Origin of the sequence: Pseudomonas sp. Ga0074129, assembly GCA_001465025.1 — a bacterium.
Lineage (GTDB): Bacteria > Pseudomonadota > Gammaproteobacteria > Pseudomonadales > Pseudomonadaceae > Aquipseudomonas.
Genome location: LNDO01000058.1, coordinates 25719 through 44156, shown reverse-complemented (window position 1 = coordinate 44156; position 18438 = coordinate 25719). Strand labels below are relative to the sequence as shown.

Below are 18438 nucleotides of genomic sequence, written 5' to 3'. Positions count from 1 at the left end.
GCCGCCGGGTTTACAGGTGATTGCTGTGACGCGTCTGGAACAAGCGCTGGATGCGCTGTTTGAATAGCGGATCGCAGAGATGAGAAAGGAGGCCTAAGCCTCCTTCTGGTTACTCGTCTTCTTGCCCGAGCGCAGCCAGTTCTCGCTCCAGCAGGCTTTCGTCGCCGAGGTTGAGTTCAACCAGGCGGCGCAGGTGACTGATCGAGTCCAGGTCGATATGCCGGCAGACAAAGCCGAGCAGATCGCCCTGATTGCGGGTGAGGACTACATCCATCTTGACTTGGGTGTCGTCTGCCAGCGTCAAGGCCGCTTCGAGTGGCTGATCGGCGTCAGCACTCCAGTTGGCGGGGCGCTTGACCAGCAGCCCTTTCAACGAGATATCCAGCAGTTCTACAACCCAGCGTTGATCGCCTTGCACGATCTCGGTCGGTGCGTCGAAGGCGATTCGTTGAAAGCGCCGACGGTCATTGGCTGTTTCGCTCATGCAAACAAACTCCTGCGATGTTTTATCAACTATAGCCAAGGCTGCTGGCGCTGGCTGGTTAAATCTGGGCGGATATCTGGCGCAGATAGTAACTGAAGCGGCAGCTAAATAAGCTGCTGCAGTGGCAGGCGGCAACGCTCGTAGCGGCGCCTAGCCGTACAGGTCGCTTGCGGAAAACGTGGTTGCGCCGAGTAGTCCGATCATAAACTCTGCGCTACTACCCGCGTTGGTGCTGCCATACAGCACGCCGTCGGCGAAGCGCAGTTGGCCGCTGGCATCCTGCTCGCTGAAGGCAGCATTGCCGATAAAGCTGAAGGCGTCGTGGGCGGCGGTCAAGGGATTGGCATCCAGTGCCGACAGATCAATTAGGTCACCTTCACTGCTCTTGAAGCCATAAATCAGGTCGTGAAACTCACCCGTGAGCATGTCGCTGAGCTTGCTGAACACATAGCGATCAGCGCCGCTACCACCATTCAGGTAGTCGGCACCTGCGCCACCGTCGAGCACGTCGTTACCAGCCAGGCCATTAAGCACGTCGTTACCGCCTCCACCCCGCAGAGTGTTATTACCGGAGCCACCGCCCAGAATGTCGTCATAGTCGCTGCCTATTAGGTTTTCGAAGCCGCGTACTGAGTCGAGCCCGGAGCCGCCGGTCGCCTGGGCTTGTGTCGTGACCAGGGTGACGCTGACGCCGGCTTCGGCATAGGCGTAGGACAGGCTGTCGTTGCCGAGTCCGCCATTGAGGATGTTATTTCCGGAGCTGGCGAAGATGAGGTTATCTAGTGCATTGCCGGTGCCGTTGGAGTTGCCGGGAGCGATCAGGTGGAGGATTTCGATGTTACTGGCCATGGTGTAGCTGGTCAGGCTGCTGAACACCCGATCAGTCCCCCCATCGGCACCTTCCACTACCAGATCGCCAGCGTTGTCGACAAAGTAGCTGTCATTGCCCACGTCGCCGAGCAGCACGTCGGCACCCACGCCGCCATCCAGTACGTTGTCTGCGGCATTGCCACGGATGATGTTATTGAGGCTATTGCCGCTGCCGTTGAGCGCTTGCGGGCCGACCAACAGCAGGTTTTCCAGATTCTCGCCGAGGGTCCAGCTGATTGATGCCACGACGGTGTCATAGTCCTCGACGCCGGTGCCGTTCTCCAGAACTTGATCGCCGACGTTGTCGACGAGATAGACGTCGCTGCCGTCGCCGCCTTGCATATGGTCTGCGCCCAGGCCGCCGTCGAGGGTGTCGGCGGCTGCCGTGCCGAGCAGCAGGTCGTCGCCCTCAGTGCCGAGAGCCCGGTTGGCGGGGTACAGCGAGAGCGTGCTGGGGTCGTTGTTGTCGTGGGCATCGCTCTGATAGCCCAGGTCGTTGGCGATAAAGTCCGCCAAGCGCTGGCCGATGATTTCACTGGCATCGCCGGTCATATGCCAGACATCGTAGTAATAGGTCAGCGGGTCGACGTCGTAGCGCATTGGCAGGTCGCTGTAGTCCACCGCGATTTTTATATCGCTACGGCTGGCGGCCAATTCCAGTTGGGCTTGGCGGATCGCCTCAGTGCCTGCGACTATGCCGGCAATCTCCGCGGGGCTGTAACCGCGCAAGGCGGCCGCCTCCTCTTGGTAGGTACCGGTCAGCATCAGGTAGAACACCAGGTCCGGGGTGCCCAGCTGGGTTTTCAGGTAGTCGAAGACTTTCAGCGTATTGCTCTTGTACAGCTCGATTTCAGCCTGTTTGTCGCTGGCGGTGGCATAGCTCATGGCGTTGTCCTCACCCTGGCCCCAGACGATGGCCATGGTCACGCTACCTTTGGCCAGAAGGCTTGCCAGCTGGCTGCTGAGGTTGGTGACGGCCTGCAGCAGGGCTTCGCCGGGTTGGTCGGTGTCGCTGTACCACCAGGCCTTGGCCTTCTCTGCGTCTGTTGATGTGGAGCGGCCGCTGACGGTGCTGCCGCCGACGGCGATGTCCACTGGGTTGGCGTCCTGGTCAAAGAACAGGCTTTCCACTTTGTCGAAGTCGGTATAGCGCGTCAGGTGGCTGACCATTTCGGTGATTCCGGACTCCTCGTCGCCGGCGAACATGCGCAGTAGCCGGGCGTTGGATTGGCCCAGGGTGGGCACGAAGAGTGTGTTCTGCGGCATGGGCTCGGCGAAGATAAAGTCCGCCGCGCTCAGGCTGTTCAGGTGATTGCCGTTCAGCGCTATCTCGAAGCTATTGCCATCTGCGTCGGGCTCACGGGATTTAAGCGAGGTCTTGGTGCCCGTGTCATTCAGGGTCAAGTACAGCGTGTTGTCGTAGCCGTTACCCAGGCCGGTGTAGCCCAGGGCCGAAAGGTCGATCTTGTCCACACCGGAGGTGAAGTCGGTGATGGTGTCGGCGGCGCTGATGTCGGCGGGGCCGTAATTGCGGTAGCTGTCGAGTGCGCCGCTGAAGCGGAAGATGTCGCTGCCTTCGCCGCCGGTCAGGCTGTCTTTGCCGGCGCCGCCGTCGAGCACATCGTTGCCCGCGCCCCCATTGATCTTGTCTGCGCCGGCATTGCCAGAAAGTACTTCGTCAGCGCCGCTGCCGTTGAGTATGTCGTCGCCCTCCGTACCGGGCGGAGTTGGCAGCGGTGGAGGCGGCGGGGGCGGTGGTGGAGGCGGTGGTGGAGGCGGCGGTGAGGTGTCGAAAAACACGTTAGCGGCCGTCAGGCTGTTCAGGTGATTGCCCTGGAAGGCTAGCTCGAAGCGGTTGCCGCTGAGGTCGGGCTCCAGAGATTTCAGGTAGGTGCGATCGCTGGCGCTGCTGTAGCTGAGCAGCAGGGTGCCGTTGTAGCCATTGCCCAACGCGGTAAAGCCAAGTCCGCTGAGGTCTAAGCGGTCCAGTGCGGCATCGAAGTCGGTGATAGTGTCGTTATTCAGGCTGCCGTTACGGTAACTGTCCTGCAGTTCGCTGAAACGAAAGGTGTCCGCGCCGTCGCCGCCGGTAAGGCTGTCGCGCCCGCCGCCGCCGATCAGCAGGTCGTTGCCAGCACCGCCCAGAAGCGTGTCGATACCGGCCATGCCTTGTAGGGTTTCATCCGCCGAAGTGCCCAGCAGGCGGTCATTGCCCTCGCTGCCCCACAAGGTCAGCTCACCTTCTGGCGCGGCGCTGATGCTGATCAGGAAGCTGTCGGTGAGCGTGCCGCCGCGCCCGTCGCTGGCGCTTAGTCTGATCTCATAGGTGCCTGCCGTACCGAGTCCAGGCATGCCGTTGAAGGTCAGGGTGGTGGCGTTGAAGGCCAGCCAGGACGGCAGAGCCGCGCCGCTGCTCAAGGTGGCGCTGTAACTCAGGCTGTCGCCATCCGCGTCGGCGAAACTGGACGTTGAGATGCCGTAGGTAAGCGAAGTGTTTTCACTGAGACTCTGATCCAGCAAGGGCTCGCTGAGCGCGGGCGCGTTGTTGGCCAAGGCGTTGGCGCTAAACAGGATGTTGGTGGGGTTGAGAGCCGTCAGCTGGTTACCATGGAGGGCCAGTTCGAAGCGGTTGCCGCTGGCGTCGGCCTCGAAGGATTTCAGGTAGGTGCGGTCGCTGGTGCTGCTGTAACTGAGCAGCAGGGTGCCGTTGTAACCGTTGCCCAATGCGCTGAAGCCGAGGCCGGAAAGGTCGAGGCGATCGAGTGCGCCGTCGAAATCGGTGATCAGGTCGGCGTGCAAGGTGCTGCTGGTGCGGTAGCTGTCCGCCAGTTCGCTAAAGCGGAAGGTGTCTGCGCCGTCACCGCCGGTGAGCGTATCGCGGCCCGCACCGCCTACCAGAACATCGTTGCCGGCACCGCCGTTGAGCTTGTCGTCGCCGGCCTGGCCGCGTAACAGCTCATCGTCTGAGGTGCCAATTAGGTTGTCATTGCCGCTGCTGCCTTCGAGTGCCAGTAGTGCGTCGTCGGTGCCATTTGCCATGGAAAACATGCAGTCTCCTCCGCCAGCTGCTGTGAGCGGCGCCTTAAAGCCAATACACGGATGCGCATGGCTTTAAGAGCCCGCTGCAGTCGCTGTGACAGCGCCTCAGAGCAAGCGTGCTGCGCCGTTTAAAGCGCTCTGCGTCAAGGGTTGGGCGTCAATGAGTGCGGGGCGTACGGAGGAAATTTGGCGTCACTCAATGGGCGGGTGGCGGCCTTGCAAACAGGCACCAAGGCATTGCACCTTGAGTATTTGGGGGGAATAAAAATGCCCGCATCTCTCAATGCGGGCATTTTATTACAGACGGACGGTCGTGCGATTTCCCAGGCTGGCACTACGGGCCGGTGCCTGGGCGAGTCACTCAGTTGCCGTAAACCGGGAACTTGGCGCAGACCGCTTTAACTTGCTCACGTACGCGGGCTTCAACGGCTTCGTCGCCCAGGTTGGCGAGGATCTCGCAGATCCAACCAGCCAGTGCGCGGCATTCGTCTTCCTTGAAGCCACGGGTGGTGACGGCTGGGGTGCCGATACGCAGACCCGAGGTGACGAACGGCGAGCGTGGGTCGTTCGGTACGCTGTTCTTGTTCACAGTGATAAAGGCGCGACCCAGGGCGGCGTCGGCGTCTTTACCGGTGATGTCTTGCTTGATCAGGCTGAGCAGGAACAGGTGGTTCTCGGTGCCGCCGGAGATTACGTCGTAGCCCTTTTCAATAAACACACTGGCCATGGCCTGGGCGTTTTTGATGACTTGCTGCTGGTAGGCCTTGAACTCAGGTTGCAGGGCTTCTTTAAAGCACACGGCCTTGCCTGCAATCACGTGCTCCAGCGGGCCGCCCTGTCCGCCTGGGAATACTGCGGAGTTGAACTTCTTCTCCAGCGCTTCGTTGGCGCGGGCCAAGATCAAACCACCACGCGGACCGCGCAGGGTTTTGTGGGTGGTGGTGGTTACCACGTCAGCGAACGGCACCGGGTTCGGGTACACGCCTGCTGCTACCAAGCCCGCTACGTGCGCCATGTCGACGAACAGGTAAGCACCGACTTTGTCGGCGATGGCGCGGAAGCGTGGGAAATCGAGAACCTGCGAGTAAGCGCTGAAGCCGGCGATGATCATCTTCGGCTTATGCTCAACGGCCAGGCGCTCAACTTCGTCGTAGTCAATCAGGCCAGTGACGGTGTCGATGCCGTACTGCACGGCGTTGTACACCTTGCCGGAGAAGCTGACGCTGGCGCCGTGGGTCAGGTGGCCGCCGTGCGCCAGGCTCATGCCCAGCACGGTATCGCCGGCGTTCAGCAGGGCCAGGTAGACCGCGCTGTTGGCTTGGCTGCCGGAGTGCGGTTGGACGTTGGCGTAATCGGCGCCGAACAGCTCTTTGGCGCGGTCGATGGCCAGCTGCTCAACGATGTCGACGTATTCGCAACCGCCGTAGTAGCGCTTGCCTGGGTAGCCTTCGGCGTACTTGTTGGTCAGCACCGAACCTTGGGCTTCCATCACCGCTGGGCTGGTGTAGTTTTCCGAGGCGATCAGCTCGATGTGATGTTCCTGGCGTTGGGCTTCCTGCTCCATCGCGGCAAACAATTCGGCGTCATAACGGGCAAGAGTCAAATCACGGCTGAACATGGCATTCCCCTGAAAAAAACAGCTGGGCAGTAGAAAGAGGGGGCGAATTCTAACCCATCCGAGGTGCACTGGCATATGAAGGCTGATCATCTGGCGGACAAATGGGGCTCATGTGGACTGCACATCATGCAATAAGCCACAAGCCCCTAATACGCAGCGGCTTGCCTTAGCTGAGCATAAACAGCGCGGTGCCGGTGAACAGCGCGGTGAACTGATTGGCGGGCATGGGGCGGCCAAGCAGGAAGCCTTGCACTTCGTCGCAGTCATGCCCGCGCAGGAAGTCCAGTTGGGCCAGGGTTTCCACGCCTTCGGCGATCACCTTGAGGTTCAGGCTGTGAGCCATGGCAATGATGGCGCGGGCAATTTGCCCGTCCTGCTCACCGTGGGGCAGGCCGTCGACGAAACTGCGGTCAATTTTCAGCACGTCGATGGGGAACTGTTTGAGGTAGTTGAGCGAGCTGTACCCGGTGCCGAAATCGTCAATGGCAATGCCTACGCCCAGTTGTTTGAGCGCGCTTAGGGTCTGCATGGCGTTGGTTACATCTTCCATCAGTATGCTTTCGGTCAGCTCCAGCTCCAGGCAGGCGGCGGGTATGGCGCTGTCTTCGATGATCTGGGCAATACGTTGGTGCAGGTTGCCTTCGGCAAACTGACGGGCGGAGAGGTTGACCGAAATCTTCGGTACGCGAATCTGCGCAGCATGCCATTGCGCCAGTTGCCGGCAGGACTCGCGCAGCACCCAATCGCCCACTTGCACCACCAGGCCGAGCTCTTCCAGAACCGGGATAAAGTCGTTCGGCGGCACCAGGCCACGTTGCGGGTGTTGCCAGCGCAGCAGGGCTTCTGCGCCGGTTAGGCGCTTGCCGTCGCCGGAGAACTGCGGCTGGTAGTAAAGGATAAATTCGTCCTGCTCCAGCGCATGGCGCAGGTCGCTTTCCAGCTCCAAGCGCTGCAGGGCGCTGGCGTTCATGTCGGCCTGGTAGAACTGGAAGTTATTCTTGCCGCGCTCTTTGGCGTGGTACATGGCCGTGTCGGCGTTTTTCATCAGCTGGCTAAGCTCGCGGCCGTCTTGCGGGCTGAGGGCGATGCCGATGCTGGCGGTCACGAAGAACTCGCGGCCTTCGAGAATAAACGGCTGCGCCAGGCTGGCGAGAATCAGTTCGCCCACATGAATGGCGCGGTTCATGGCGGCATCCCGTATGGGGTGAGAGGACAGCAGTAGGGTGAACTCGTCACCGCCCATGCGCGCTACCGTGTCGTCACTGTCAACGCAGGCGCTCAGGCGCTGCGCCACTTCTTTGAGCATGCGATCACCGGCGGCATGGCCGAGGGAATCGTTGATCGGCTTGAAGCGGTCCAGGTCAAGGAACATCAAGACCACCCACTCATTGTGCCGTTCACCGTGCAGCAGGGCGTTGTGCAGGCGATCTTGGAACAGTGTGCGGTTGGGTAGTTGAGTGAGGGCGTCGTAGTAGGCCAGGCGGTGAATGCGCTGCTCGCTGGCTTTGCGCTCGCTGATGTCGCTGAAGAAGCAGACGTAGCTGACCAAATCCCCTTCGTCGTCTTTCACTGCCGTAATGCCGACCCAGGCCGGGAATTTCTCGTCATTTTTACGCTTGAGCCACACCTCGCCTTCCCAGCTGCCCTGCTGGTTGAGCTGGCGCAGCACATAAGACAGGTGGCTTGCTTGCTGTGTGTCGGCCGTGAGCACGTTGGGCAACTGGTCGAGAATCTGCCGTGGGCTGTAGCCGCTGACGCGGCTGAACGCTTTGTTGACTTGCACAATATAGCCGGCCGGGTCGGTGACCAGAATGGCGGCGGTGGAGTGTTCAAATACGGTGGCCGCCATGCGCAGGTCTTTTTCCGCGCGGCGTTGCAAGCTGATGTCCCGACCGACACCCAGCAGGCCCTCGAAGCGGCCGTTGTCATCCCACATGGGCACCAGGCGCAGCTCCACCGGGATTTTCTGGCCGTCGGCGCGCAGGGCGTCAAACACAAACAGTTGCGGCAAAAACTGGGTGCGCAATTCAGCCATGCGCAGCGGATCGCCCAAGGCTATACGCACACGCTCCAGCAGGGCATAGAACCCCACCAGCTGGCGCGGGTTGGTGGCCAAACTCTGAAAGCCATTGGCCAGCGCCCATTCGCTGTCGTAGCCCAGTACGGGTTTGACCGAGGGGCTGACGTAGTTGAGTTGCAGGTCGCTGCCGGTTGAGAAAATTACGTCGCTGATGCTTTCAGCCAGCAGGCGATAGCGCTGTTCGCTGGTGCGCAGCGATTCGCTGTGGGTGATCTGTTCAGTGATGTCTTTGGCCACCCCTATCAAGCGGCTGACCCGGCCATGCTGATCGTGCGCCAGGGCTTGTTCGCGAATATCGAACCAGTGCCAGCTGCCGTCGCGGTGACGCCAGCGCAACTCGAACTGCATCAGCAGGCCTTTACCCACCACTTGCTGGGCGTTGCGCATGTGTTGATAGAGTTCGACATCATCGGGGTGTAGGACTTTCTCCCACAGGTGTTCCCCGAGCTCTTTACTCTCCGCCTTGCTGTAGCCCAGTTGTGGCCCTAGGTGGTTGTTGCTGTACATCACTCGCTTATTGCAGAGGTCGTGCACGTAGATGGTGTCCGGCACGGCCTTGACCACCTGCGACCAGAAACGCTCGCGCTCGATCAGCGAGGTTTCAATGCGTTTGCGGTTGGTAATGTCGCTGATGCTGAGGGTTACGGCGTGCAGGTCTTCGACACTCTCCGGCAAGCGCATCAGCAACCACAAATGACGTTCGTGCCCTTGTGGCGTGGTGACTTGCCGTTCCATCTCCAGTTGCCGGTTACCGCTGAGCAAGGTGGTGAGCAGTTGCAGGCGGAACCCATCGGTTCCCAACTTGCCGCGGTTAAAGAGGTGCTCCCAGGCTTGCTGGTTGCTGTCCACGCCTAACAACTGCAGGGCCACCTGATTGGTCTCGGTCAGGCGCATACGCTGGATGAGTGCGTGGTGGTTGGCAGGATCGGCTTCCAGCCAGCTATGCAGGCGCGGCAGGGTGTAGAGCTGCTGCTCGTTGAGATAGCGGTGCAGTTCGGCCAGGTCCAGCACACACAGGGCGGTGCCGGTGCCGTCGAAAATATCTTGATAGCGCCGCCGGGTTTCTTGCAGCACCTGTGAGGCGTGCTGTTCTTCGGTGACGTCGCGCAAGACCCAGACAAATCCGCTGCGCCGGTTGTCCGTACTTAGATCGCTGCGGCTGACGTCATAGAGGTGCGTGCGGCCGTTTTGCTGGATCTCCACCAAGTCGGGGCCGAGGTCGTTGTGCAGGGCCGTGTCGTGCAAGAGCAGCGGATCCAGGCGGGGCAGCAATTGCAGCAAGTGCCACTGGCTCGCCTCGTCATTCTTCAGGCCAAACATGGCCTCAGCCTGGGGGTTGAGGTATTGCAACTGGCCGTTGTGATCGGTCACCAGCACACGTTCTTCGATAGCGCTCAAGACGCTCGCGGCTTGCTGCAGCGAACGCCGCGAAGCGCTGTTGAGGGCATGCAGGTTGCGTTGCTCTTGCAGCAGGCGATAGAGCGCAAACAGCGTCAGGGTGGCGCAGAGGATAAACAGCAGCAGTTTGCTGGCTTGTTGCGGCAACTGTTGAGCGCGCACCTGACGCTCATTAAAGAGCGCGCGCAGTTGCCAGTCACTGCCGGCCAATTCGGTTCGTTGCAGGGTGTGCGCCAGATTCTCTGCCGTAACGGGCGGTGCCACGGGGATTGTGCCGGTACTGCTGATCTGATTGCTGGCGATCACGCGTTGCACGTTGCGGTCTTCCAGCTGCCATTGGTGCGAGCTTTGATGATGTTCGCGCAGCCAGCCGCTCAGCGCGCTGTTACTCATGCGCAGCACCCAGAAACCACTGGCCATGCTGTCGGGGGTGTGTCGCAGGAGCGAATAAATACGCCCGCCATCGTTGGCGCTGAAGGTATAGAAGAAGGCTTCGGCGCGGCCGCGCTGTATCAGTTGTTGCAGGTACAGTCCGTCGTCGGTTGGCGCATGGCTGTCGGTGATGACAGCGCCTTGGGCGTTCAACCAGACCAGGCTGTGCAGGGTGGGGAATACACCGCGCAGGGTGTGCAACAGCGTTTCAAACTCATCCGCCGTGGCCGGTGGCTGCTGGTGGCCTTGCAGCAATGCCAGCCCCGCGCTGGCTTTGAGCTCCATGTTCAAGCTCAGGTGGTTAGCCAGCTGTGAGCTGTAGACCATGCCAAGTTGGCGCTGGTTGTCCAGCAACTGCTGAGACTCCTGGCGCAGCTGCCAAAGCAGCAGGGCGAGCATCATCAGCACTAAAATCACCAGCGCACCACGGGTTGGTCCACGCATCGCTGCCGCCGGCTTGAAGCCAGTATTGCGCGAGGAGGAGGGCGGTGTGACTTTAGGCAACGACAAGGTTCCTGGGGCTGTGTGGGGGATCCCTGAGTGGTGCGCGGCAGGGCTGATTTTCAGGGGGCGGCTAGCATGCCACAATCATGGCGAAGTGCCAGCGCAGCCGACGAGCGTTGTTTGCCCTGCCTCGCGCATTCCGGTAGTTTTGCCGCACGCGCGGCAACTGTCTATGGCCCGTGATTTTGCGGCCCCTGCTGGCAGCCTTTGGCAGCACTGTAATGCCTTTGGGCATTGCCCTGCAGACCACAGTTGGCGGCTCTTTCGATCCAATCCAGAACCAAGGTCATCATGGCTCAATACGTTTACACCATGCATCGGCTCGGCAAAGTTGTGCCGCCGAAGCGGGAAATCCTCAAGAACATCTCCCTGTCGTTCTTCCCTGGCGCGAAGATTGGCGTACTCGGCCTCAACGGTTCGGGTAAATCCACCCTGCTGAAAATCATGGCCGGCGTCGATACCGAGTTCAATGGCGAAGCGCGGCCGATGCCAGAGCTGAATATCGGTTACCTGCCACAGGAGCCTCAGCTCGACCCGAGCAAAACCGTGCGCGAAGTCGTGGAAGAGGCTGTAAGCCAGATCAAGGACGCCCAGGCGCGTCTGGATCAGGTTTATGCCGCATACGCTGAGCCGGATGCCGATTTCGATAAGCTGGCCGCCGAGCAGGCCAAGCTCGAAGCCATTCTGCAAACCAGCGATGGCCACAACTTGGAGCGTCAGCTGGAAGTCGCCGCCGACGCGCTGCGCTTGCCCGCCTGGGATGCCAAGGTTGCCGTGCTTTCTGGTGGTGAGAAGCGCCGCGTGGCCCTGTGCCGCCTGCTGCTGTCGGCCCCCGATATGCTGCTGCTCGACGAACCAACCAACCACCTGGATGCCGATTCGGTAGCCTGGCTGGAGCATTTCCTCCACGACTTCCCGGGCACCGTGGTCGCCATTACCCACGACCGTTACTTCTTGGACAACGTCGCCGGCTGGATTCTCGAACTCGACCGCGGCGCCGGTATCCCTTACGAGGGTAACTATTCCGGTTGGTTGGAGGCTAAGTCGAACCGTCTGGCCCAGGAATCCAAGCAGCAGTCGGCTCACGAAAAGGCCATGAAGGAAGAACTGGAGTGGGTGCGCAAAGGCGCTAAAGCTCGCCAGTCGAAGTCCAAGGCACGTTTGCAACGCTTCGAAGAAATGCAGTCGCAGGAATTCCAGAAGCGCAGCGAAACCAACGAAATCTACATCCCGGTTGGCCCGCGTCTGGGCGACAAGGTCATCGAATTCGTCAATGTCAGCAAGGGCTACGGCGACCGCGCGCTGATCGACAACCTGTCGTTCAGCATGCCTAAGGGTGCCATCGTCGGCGTGATCGGCGGTAACGGTGCCGGTAAGTCGACCCTGTTCCGCATGCTGATGGGCAAGGAGCAACCGGACTCAGGCAGCATCGAGATCGGTGAAACCGTGCAGTTGGCCTGCGTCGATCAGAGCCGCGACGACCTCGACGGCAGCAAGTCTGTCTGGGAAGCCGTGTCCGGCGGTTCCGACATGATCAAGATCGGCAACTATGAAGTGCCGTCGCGCACTTATGTGGGCCGCTTCAACTTCAAAGGCGGCGACCAGCAGAAGTTCGTCAAGGACCTCTCCGGGGGTGAGCGCGGCCGTCTGCACCTGGCCCTAACCTTGAAAGAGGGTGCCAACGTGCTGCTGCTGGACGAACCGTCCAACGACCTCGACGTGGAAACCCTGCGTTCGCTGGAAGAAGCACTGCTCGACTTCCCTGGCGCCGCCATTGTGATCTCTCACGATCGCTGGTTCCTGGACCGCGTGGCGACCCACATCCTGGCGTACGAAGACGACTCGCATATCGAGTTCTTCGAAGGCAATTACACCGAGTACGAAGCCGACCGTAAAAAACGCCTGGGTGATGCTGCCGCGCAGCCGCACCGCGTGCGTTACAAGAAGCTGGCGCAGTAAGCCACGTCGCACAACAGAACGGAGCCGCAAGGCTCCGTTTTTGTTTGCCGCGATTGATTCAAGCTCGGCCGCGCTGGTCTGAGTCTGCGCGAAGGCCTGTGCTGATTGGCTGATCTGCGGCAATGTCTTGCGTGTTGAGGGGCGCACACTGATGCAAACCACCCCTCAGGAGACTGACATGACCGCGTTTGATCCCCATGTTGAGCTGGGCCAACTGTTTGACGAATACAGCGCACGCGCACAAGCCATTCGCCACGATCTGGCGCGCAGCCATTCGGCTGATTTCGCCGAACAAGCCCAGCAGCGGCAAAATGACGAGGTGCTTGAGGCGCTGTTGGCCGAGGCTGAAACCGGGATGCGTCAGGTTGAGCTGGCCAAGCGCCGCTTGGCAGAGGGGCGCTATGGTGTTTGCCAGTGCTGCGCTGAAGCCATCAACCCCGCGCGGCTGGAAGCAATGCCCGCCGCCGAGCATTGCCTGAACTGCGCTGATCAGGCCTGAGCAGAGGCTGTTCAGGCCTTGCCGATTTCACCCAGCAAGCGGCGTGCGGCAGTTTCTGCCGCGTCGCTGTGAGGCCTGAGCACGCTGGCGGCGCCGGCATTTTCCAAGGCTTCGGCATCACCCGCGCGAAAGGCGCTAAGGGTGACCTTGCCTTTGAAGGTGCTGGCGCGCAGTGCGCGCAACAGGATGGCATTGACCTCGCGCTGGGGAATGGTGCTGATCATGGCCTTGGCCTTGTTGAGCGGCAGGTGCTCTAAAAAGTCGCTGTCCTCGGCGTCGCCGTAGCAGACGTTGAGGCCTTCGTTACGGGCATCGCTAAGTGCGCCAGGGTCAAAGTCCACCCCCAGGACACGCAGGCCACCGGCTTCAAGTTGGTGGGCAAGCTGACGGCCATAACGGCCCATGCCATACACGACGACATCGGCGTGGCTGTTTTGCGGGTCGCTGTCGTTGGCGTTTTCGCGGTGCGGGATGTGCCGCTCGAAAATCCCCAGCCAAGGCGCCAGTCGATCAAACAGCGGCTGCGAGTACAAAATCATGTAGGTGGACAGGGTGATGGTGATTAATCCCACCAGCGTGGTCAGCCCTAGCGCATCCTGGCCAACATGCCCCAGGCCAATACCCATGGCGACAAAAATGATGGAGAACTCACTGATCTGCGCCACAGTCAGCCCCGCCATAAAGCCGGTGCGTTTGCGGTAGCCCATCCAGCCCATGATGGCCATGACGATCAGCGGGTTACCAATCAAGACAAAGGCCGAGAGGATCAGCGCGCTGCCGATTTGCCCGTGGATGTGGGCGAAATCCAATTGCAGGCCCAAGTGCAGAAAGAAGAACAGCAGCAGAAAGTCGCGCAGGCTGGTCAGGCGACTGGCCACGGCTTCACGCAGCGGCGTTGAGGCCAGCGAGAAGCCCGCGACAAAGGCGCCAATCTCTTTGGACAAGCCAAGCGAATCGGCACCCGCTGCCAGCAAAATCCCCCAGGCAATGGCCATCAGCATCAGCAACTCGGGGGAGCTGGCCATGATGTCCAGCAGGCGCGGCAATGCGAAACGCATCAGTAGGTAAAGCAGCACCCCAAAGCCCAGCAAAGTGGCCGCTAGCAGCAGCGGCGGCATCACCGGCGCTTCACCGTTGCTCGGTTGATAGAGGTTAAGGCCGAGCATGGCCAGCACCACGGCGATGTCCTGAACAATCAGGAAGCCCATGGCGATGCGTCCGTGCAGCGAGTCGATCTCGCCTTTGTCGGAGAGCAATTTGACGATGATGATGGTGCTGGAGAAGGTCAGCGCCACCGAGACATACAGCGCGGTCATCCACTCCAGCCCGAGCAGGTAACACAGGCCGTAGCCGAAGACGACGGTAAAGGTCAGCTGGCCCAAACCGGTGGCCAGCGCCACAGGCCCGAGCGTGCGCACCAGGCGCATGTCCAGCTTTAAACCGACGACGAACAGCAATACGGTGATGCCAATTTCGGCGAACAGCTTGAGCGGTTCGTTCTCACTGCTCAGGCCTAGCACGGCGGGGCCAGCAAGAATGCCCACCAGGATATAAGCGATGATCAGCGGTTGGCGCAGCTTGACGGCAACGCCGCCCACCACGGCAGACAAAGCCAGCAATACCGCAACTTCCTGGAAAAGACTCATGGCGAACTCCGTGAAAAATTGTGAGCCATTCTAGAAAAGCCCGCGCGGCTGCGCTTGCGTTAGATCAAGCATACCGCTTGTGGATGAGGGCCGATGGGGCGATTATTTCGTCAGCCCCCCGTCCAAGGATTTCCAATGCCTGACTCCGTTGCAGCCCATTTGCGCCTTGCGCCTGAAGCGCTGACCCGCCCGTTTTCCCCTGAGCAGTTCAATTTCACTAGCACGGAAGATTTAGAGCCGTTTCGCGGCGTACTGGGTCAGGAACGTGCCGTTGAAGCGTTGCAGTTTGGTGTGGCCATGCCGCGCCCCGGTTATAACGTGTTCGTCATGGGCGAGCCCGGTACCGGGCGTTTCTCCTTCGTCAAACGCTACCTCAAGGCTGAAGCCAAGCGCCTGCACACCCCGGCGGACTGGGTCTACGTCAACCATTTCGATGAGCCGCGTGAGCCGCGTGCACTGGAGCTGCCGGCCGGTACTGCCAGTGCGTTTATGGCCGACATCAATGGGCTGATTGATAACCTGCTGGCGACTTTCCCGGCGGTGTTCGAACACCCCTCGTTTCAGCAGAAGAAAAACGCCATCGACCGCGCCTTCAACAAGCGCTATGACCAGGCGCTGGATGTGATTGAGCGCCTGTCGCTGGAGAAAAGCGTCGCCCTGTACCGCGACAGCAGCAACATTGCCTTCACCCCCATGCTCGACGGCAAGGCGCTGGATGAGGCCGAGTTCGCCCAGTTGCCGGAAGCCGAGCGGGAGCGCTTCCATGCCGACATCGCCACGCTGGAAGAATGCCTGAACGAAGAGTTGGCCAGCTTGCCGCAGTGGAAGCGCGAATCGAGCAATCAGCTGCGTCAGCTTAATGAAGAAACCATCACCCTGGCCTTGCAGCCGTTGCTTGCGCCGCTGTCGCAGAAGTACGCGGAAAATGCCGGTGTCTGCGCCTATCTGCAGGCCATGCAGGTCAACCTGCTGAAGACCGTGGTCGATCAGTTGGTTGAAGTGGAAAAGGCCGATGCGCACACGCGCAAGCTGCTCGAAGAGCAGTACTGCCCCAGCCTGGTCGTCGGCCATCACCTGCAGGGCGGCGCACCGGTGGTGTTTGAGCCGCACCCGACCTACGACAACTTGTTCGGCCGCATTGAATACAACACCGATCAGGGCGCGCTCTACACCAGTTACCGCCAGTTGCGTCCGGGAGCGCTGCACCGCGCCAACGGCGGCTTTCTGATTCTCGAAGCCGAGAAGATGCTCGGCGAGCCGTTCGTTTGGGATGCGCTCAAGCGCGCCCTGCAATCGCGCCAGTTGAAGATGGAGTCGCCATTGGGCGATCTGGGCCGAATCGCCACCGTGACCCTGACCCCACAGATGATTCCGCTGCACCTCAAGGTGGTGATCATCGGTTCGCGCCAGCTGTATTACACGCTGCAGGACCTCGACCCGGACTTCCAGGAAATGTTCCGGGTGCTGGTTGATTTCGACGAAGACATCCCGCTGGCCGACGACAGCCTTGAGCAGTTCGCCCAGCTGATGAAAACCCGCACCTCGGAAGAGGGCATGGCGCCACTCACCGCTGCTGCCGTGGCGCGCGTGGCCACCTACAGTGCGCGGTTGGCCGAGCACCAGGGGCGTTTGTCGGCGCGTATTGGTGACTTGTTTCAGTTGGTCAGCGAGGCCGACTTTATCCGCAGCCTGGCCGGGGATGAAATGACCGATGCCGGGCATATCGAGCGAGCGCTGAAAGCCAAGGCCACGCGCACCGGACGGGTATCGGGGCGCATCATTGACGACATGCTGGCCGGGATCATTTTGATCGACACCGCTGGTGCGGCGGTGGGCAAGTGCAACGGCCTGACCGTGCTTGAGGTGGGTGATTCGGCCTTCGGTGTGCCCGCGCGGATTTCCGCCACGGTCTATCCGGGCGGCAGCGGTATCGTCGACATCGAGCGTGAGGTCAACCTCGGTCAGCCCATCCACTCCAAGGGAGTGATGATCCTCACCGGCTACCTGGGCAGTCGCTATGCGCAGGAGTTTCCGTTGGAGATTTCGGCGAGCATCGCGCTGGAGCAGTCCTACGGCTATGTCGACGGCGACAGCGCCTCGCTGGGCGAGGTCTGCACGCTGATCTCGGCCCTCTCGCGCACGCCACTTAAGCAGTGTTTCGCCATTACCGGCTCGATCAACCAGTTTGGCGAGGTGCAGGCGGTTGGCGGGGTCAACGAGAAGATCGAAGGCTTCTTCCGTCTGTGTGAGGCCCGCGGCCTGACGGGCGAGCAGGGCGCGATCATCCCGCATTCCAACGTCACCACCCTGATGCTCGATGAGCGGGTGCTACAGGCCGTGCGCGCCGGGCAGTTCCATATCTATGCCGTGCGCCATGTGGATGAGGCGCTGAGCCTGCTGGTCGGCGAGGACGCCGGTTCACCCGATGAAAAGGGCCAGTTCCCAGCGGGCAGCGTCAATGCGCGGGTGGTTGAACGCTTGCGTGATATTGCAGCCATGGGCATGGACGACGACGAAAAGGATGAGGAAAAGAAAGAGGAACCCGTCGTCAAAGAAAAGAAACCCAGGGCGAAGAAATCTGTGGCCCCATGAGCGCTGGCCCGTGCCGTTCGTCTGGTGGCTGGTCAGTCACTGAGCGAATGGCGCGGGCCTACAGGGCGACAGGGCTGGGCTGACTTTTCCGCGATTCATCCACACAGTTATCCACAGCTTTTGGGGGTAACTGTTGGCTTCCCAATGGCGCAAACCCGGGTGTAGGCTGAAGGCCTGCTCCCGCGAGGGTTGTCGCCATGTCACGTAGCTTGCACCTCACCCGTCATTGCCTGGGCCTCGACACCCGCATTGAATGCGTGGTGCTGCCGCTGGCCGGTGAAAACGGTCTTTGGACGTTGATCTGCGCGGCGGGTATGGCGGGTGCGCAACCGTCCACCATTAAGGCGCAAGGCCCATTCCACGGGGCTTGTGCAGCACAGATCGTGCTCGACGATATCGCCGATAACCTGCGCGCAATGGGCTATTACCCTTGTGCTGACGTAGCAGTTTGGCGCTTGCCCATTCAGGCCGAACTGCGCCGTTTGAATGCGCGGCGCGGTCATGGTCAGGGCCACCAGTTCTCCCTGCCTGAGCCGTAAACCCACCGTTGGTGAGTTTTTAAGCAGCTCGCTGCAGCGCCAGATATGACCGGCGTGCAGCCATTCATCCCGAGCCCGCCCACAGGGTTATCCACAGTTGCTGGGGATAAGCGCTAATGCACGTTGCATGGCCCGCGCGGGCTTGTATGGTCAGGGGCGCTGAGTATACTCGCCGGCAGTTTTAAACCCTAAGTGAGTGGCCCTATGGAACGCCTTATCGAAAACGCTATGTATGCCTCGCGCTGGCTACTGGCACCTATCTACTTTGGCTTGTCGATTGCCTTGTTTGCCCTGGCGCTGAAATTCTTTCAGGAGGTTTTTCACATCCTGCCCAATGTATTCGCCATGACCGAAGCCAATCTGATTCTGGTGCTCCTGTCGTTAATCGATATGGCGCTGGTGGGCGGCTTGCTGGTGATGGTGATGCTCTCGGGTTATGAGAACTTTGTTTCCCAACTGAATATTCGTGAGGGTACCGAGAAGCTCAGTTGGCTGGGCAAGATGGACTCCAGTTCGCTAAAGATGAAGGTGGCCGCTTCGATTGTGGCGATCTCGTCGATTCATTTGCTCAAGGTGTTCATGGATGCCAAGAACGTTCCTGAGAGCAAGCTGATGTGGTACGTGATCATTCACCTGACCTTTGTCGGGTCGGCCTTTGCCATGGGTTATCTGGATAAGCTGACCAAATACGAAAAAGACTGACCGCCTTCATGCTGCCCAAAACCGCCCGTCTGTTGCAAAACAGACGGGCGGTTTGCGTTTTGCCTTGTGCTTTTGC

10 protein-coding genes are annotated in these 18438 nt (G+C 60.4%); 5 read left to right on the top strand and 5 right to left on the bottom strand.

Translation table 11 applies throughout. The annotated features are described in order from the left end of the window. Positions 1–109: 109 nt before the first annotated feature. The 4 genes from AUK77_RS06220 to AUK77_RS06205 all read right to left on the bottom strand — a co-directional run bounded on the left by AUK77_RS06220 (position 110) and on the right by AUK77_RS06205 (position 10365). The gene (locus AUK77_RS06220) at positions 110–484 is read right to left on the bottom strand and encodes a PilZ domain-containing protein (RefSeq protein WP_296127272.1); all 375 of its coding nucleotides are present in this window, start codon (positions 482–484) and stop codon (positions 110–112) included. Positions 485–634: 150 nt separating this feature from the next. Beyond that, positions 635–4402 (bottom strand): M10 family metallopeptidase C-terminal domain-containing protein, encoded by a 3768-nt coding sequence (locus AUK77_RS06215; RefSeq protein WP_296127271.1) that lies wholly within the window; start codon positions 4400–4402, stop codon positions 635–637. A 352-nt stretch (positions 4403–4754) separates the two neighbouring features. Next, the gene (glyA, locus tag AUK77_RS06210) at positions 4755–6011 is read right to left on the bottom strand and encodes a serine hydroxymethyltransferase (protein ID WP_296127268.1); all 1257 of its coding nucleotides are present in this window, start codon (positions 6009–6011) and stop codon (positions 4755–4757) included. A 166-nt stretch (positions 6012–6177) separates the two neighbouring features. Beyond that, the gene (locus AUK77_RS06205; protein ID WP_296127267.1) at positions 6178–10365 is read right to left on the bottom strand and encodes an EAL domain-containing protein; all 4188 of its coding nucleotides are present in this window, start codon (positions 10363–10365) and stop codon (positions 6178–6180) included. A 351-nt stretch (positions 10366–10716) separates the two neighbouring features. Here AUK77_RS06205 and ettA point away from each other — a divergent pair, with 351 nt between their 5' ends. Together ettA and AUK77_RS06195 are read left to right on the top strand one after the other, a co-directional pair. Then, positions 10717–12384, top strand: a complete 1668-nt coding sequence (gene ettA / locus AUK77_RS06200; protein WP_296127264.1) for an energy-dependent translational throttle protein EttA — start codon at positions 10717–10719, stop codon at positions 12382–12384. A 178-nt stretch (positions 12385–12562) separates the two neighbouring features. Further along, the gene (locus AUK77_RS06195) at positions 12563–12883 is read left to right on the top strand and encodes a TraR/DksA C4-type zinc finger protein (protein WP_296127262.1); all 321 of its coding nucleotides are present in this window, start codon (positions 12563–12565) and stop codon (positions 12881–12883) included. Between the two features lie 11 nt (positions 12884–12894). Here the strand turns inward: AUK77_RS06195 and AUK77_RS06190 are convergent, their stop codons facing one another. After that, complete coding sequence (locus tag AUK77_RS06190; RefSeq protein ID WP_296127260.1) at positions 12895–14529, bottom strand: cation:proton antiporter family protein; 1635 nt, start codon at positions 14527–14529, stop codon at positions 12895–12897. Positions 14530–14664: 135 nt separating this feature from the next. Between AUK77_RS06190 and AUK77_RS06185 the strand changes: the two genes are divergently transcribed. From AUK77_RS06185 to AUK77_RS06175, 3 genes are all read left to right on the top strand, one after another. Then, entirely contained in the window at positions 14665–17121 is a 2457-nt protein-coding gene (locus AUK77_RS06185; RefSeq protein WP_296127258.1) for an AAA family ATPase, read from the top strand. Positions 17122–17318: 197 nt separating this feature from the next. Beyond that, positions 17319–17660, top strand: a complete 342-nt coding sequence (locus AUK77_RS06180) for a hypothetical protein (RefSeq protein WP_296127256.1) — start codon at positions 17319–17321, stop codon at positions 17658–17660. Between the two features lie 204 nt (positions 17661–17864). After that, positions 17865–18362 (top strand): TIGR00645 family protein, encoded by a 498-nt coding sequence (locus tag AUK77_RS06175; protein WP_296127254.1) that lies wholly within the window; start codon positions 17865–17867, stop codon positions 18360–18362. Positions 18363–18438 lie beyond the last annotated feature (76 nt).

What these genes read in the sequence shown, in the direction of transcription:
- AUK77_RS06195 (WP_296127262.1), top strand. Translation starts at nt 12,563, where the DNA reads ATGACCGCGTTTGATCCCCATGTTGAGCTGGGCCAACTGTTTGACGAA.
- AUK77_RS06175 (WP_296127254.1), top strand. Translation starts at nt 17,865, where the DNA reads ATGGAACGCCTTATCGAAAACGCTATGTATGCCTCGCGCTGGCTACTG.
- AUK77_RS06190 (WP_296127260.1), bottom strand. Translation starts at nt 14,529, where the DNA reads ATGAGTCTTTTCCAGGAAGTTGCGGTATTGCTGGCTTTGTCTGCCGTG.
- AUK77_RS06205 (WP_296127267.1), bottom strand. Translation starts at nt 10,365, where the DNA reads ATGCGTGGACCAACCCGTGGTGCGCTGGTGATTTTAGTGCTGATGATG.
- AUK77_RS06215 (WP_296127271.1), bottom strand. Translation starts at nt 4,402, where the DNA reads ATGTTTTCCATGGCAAATGGCACCGACGACGCACTACTGGCACTCGAA.
- glyA (WP_296127268.1), bottom strand. Translation starts at nt 6,011, where the DNA reads ATGTTCAGCCGTGATTTGACTCTTGCCCGTTATGACGCCGAATTGTTT.
- ettA (WP_296127264.1), top strand. Translation starts at nt 10,717, where the DNA reads ATGGCTCAATACGTTTACACCATGCATCGGCTCGGCAAAGTTGTGCCG.
- AUK77_RS06185 (WP_296127258.1), top strand. Translation starts at nt 14,665, where the DNA reads ATGCCTGACTCCGTTGCAGCCCATTTGCGCCTTGCGCCTGAAGCGCTG.
- AUK77_RS06220 (WP_296127272.1), bottom strand. Translation starts at nt 484, where the DNA reads ATGAGCGAAACAGCCAATGACCGTCGGCGCTTTCAACGAATCGCCTTC.
- AUK77_RS06180 (WP_296127256.1), top strand. Translation starts at nt 17,319, where the DNA reads ATGTCACGTAGCTTGCACCTCACCCGTCATTGCCTGGGCCTCGACACC.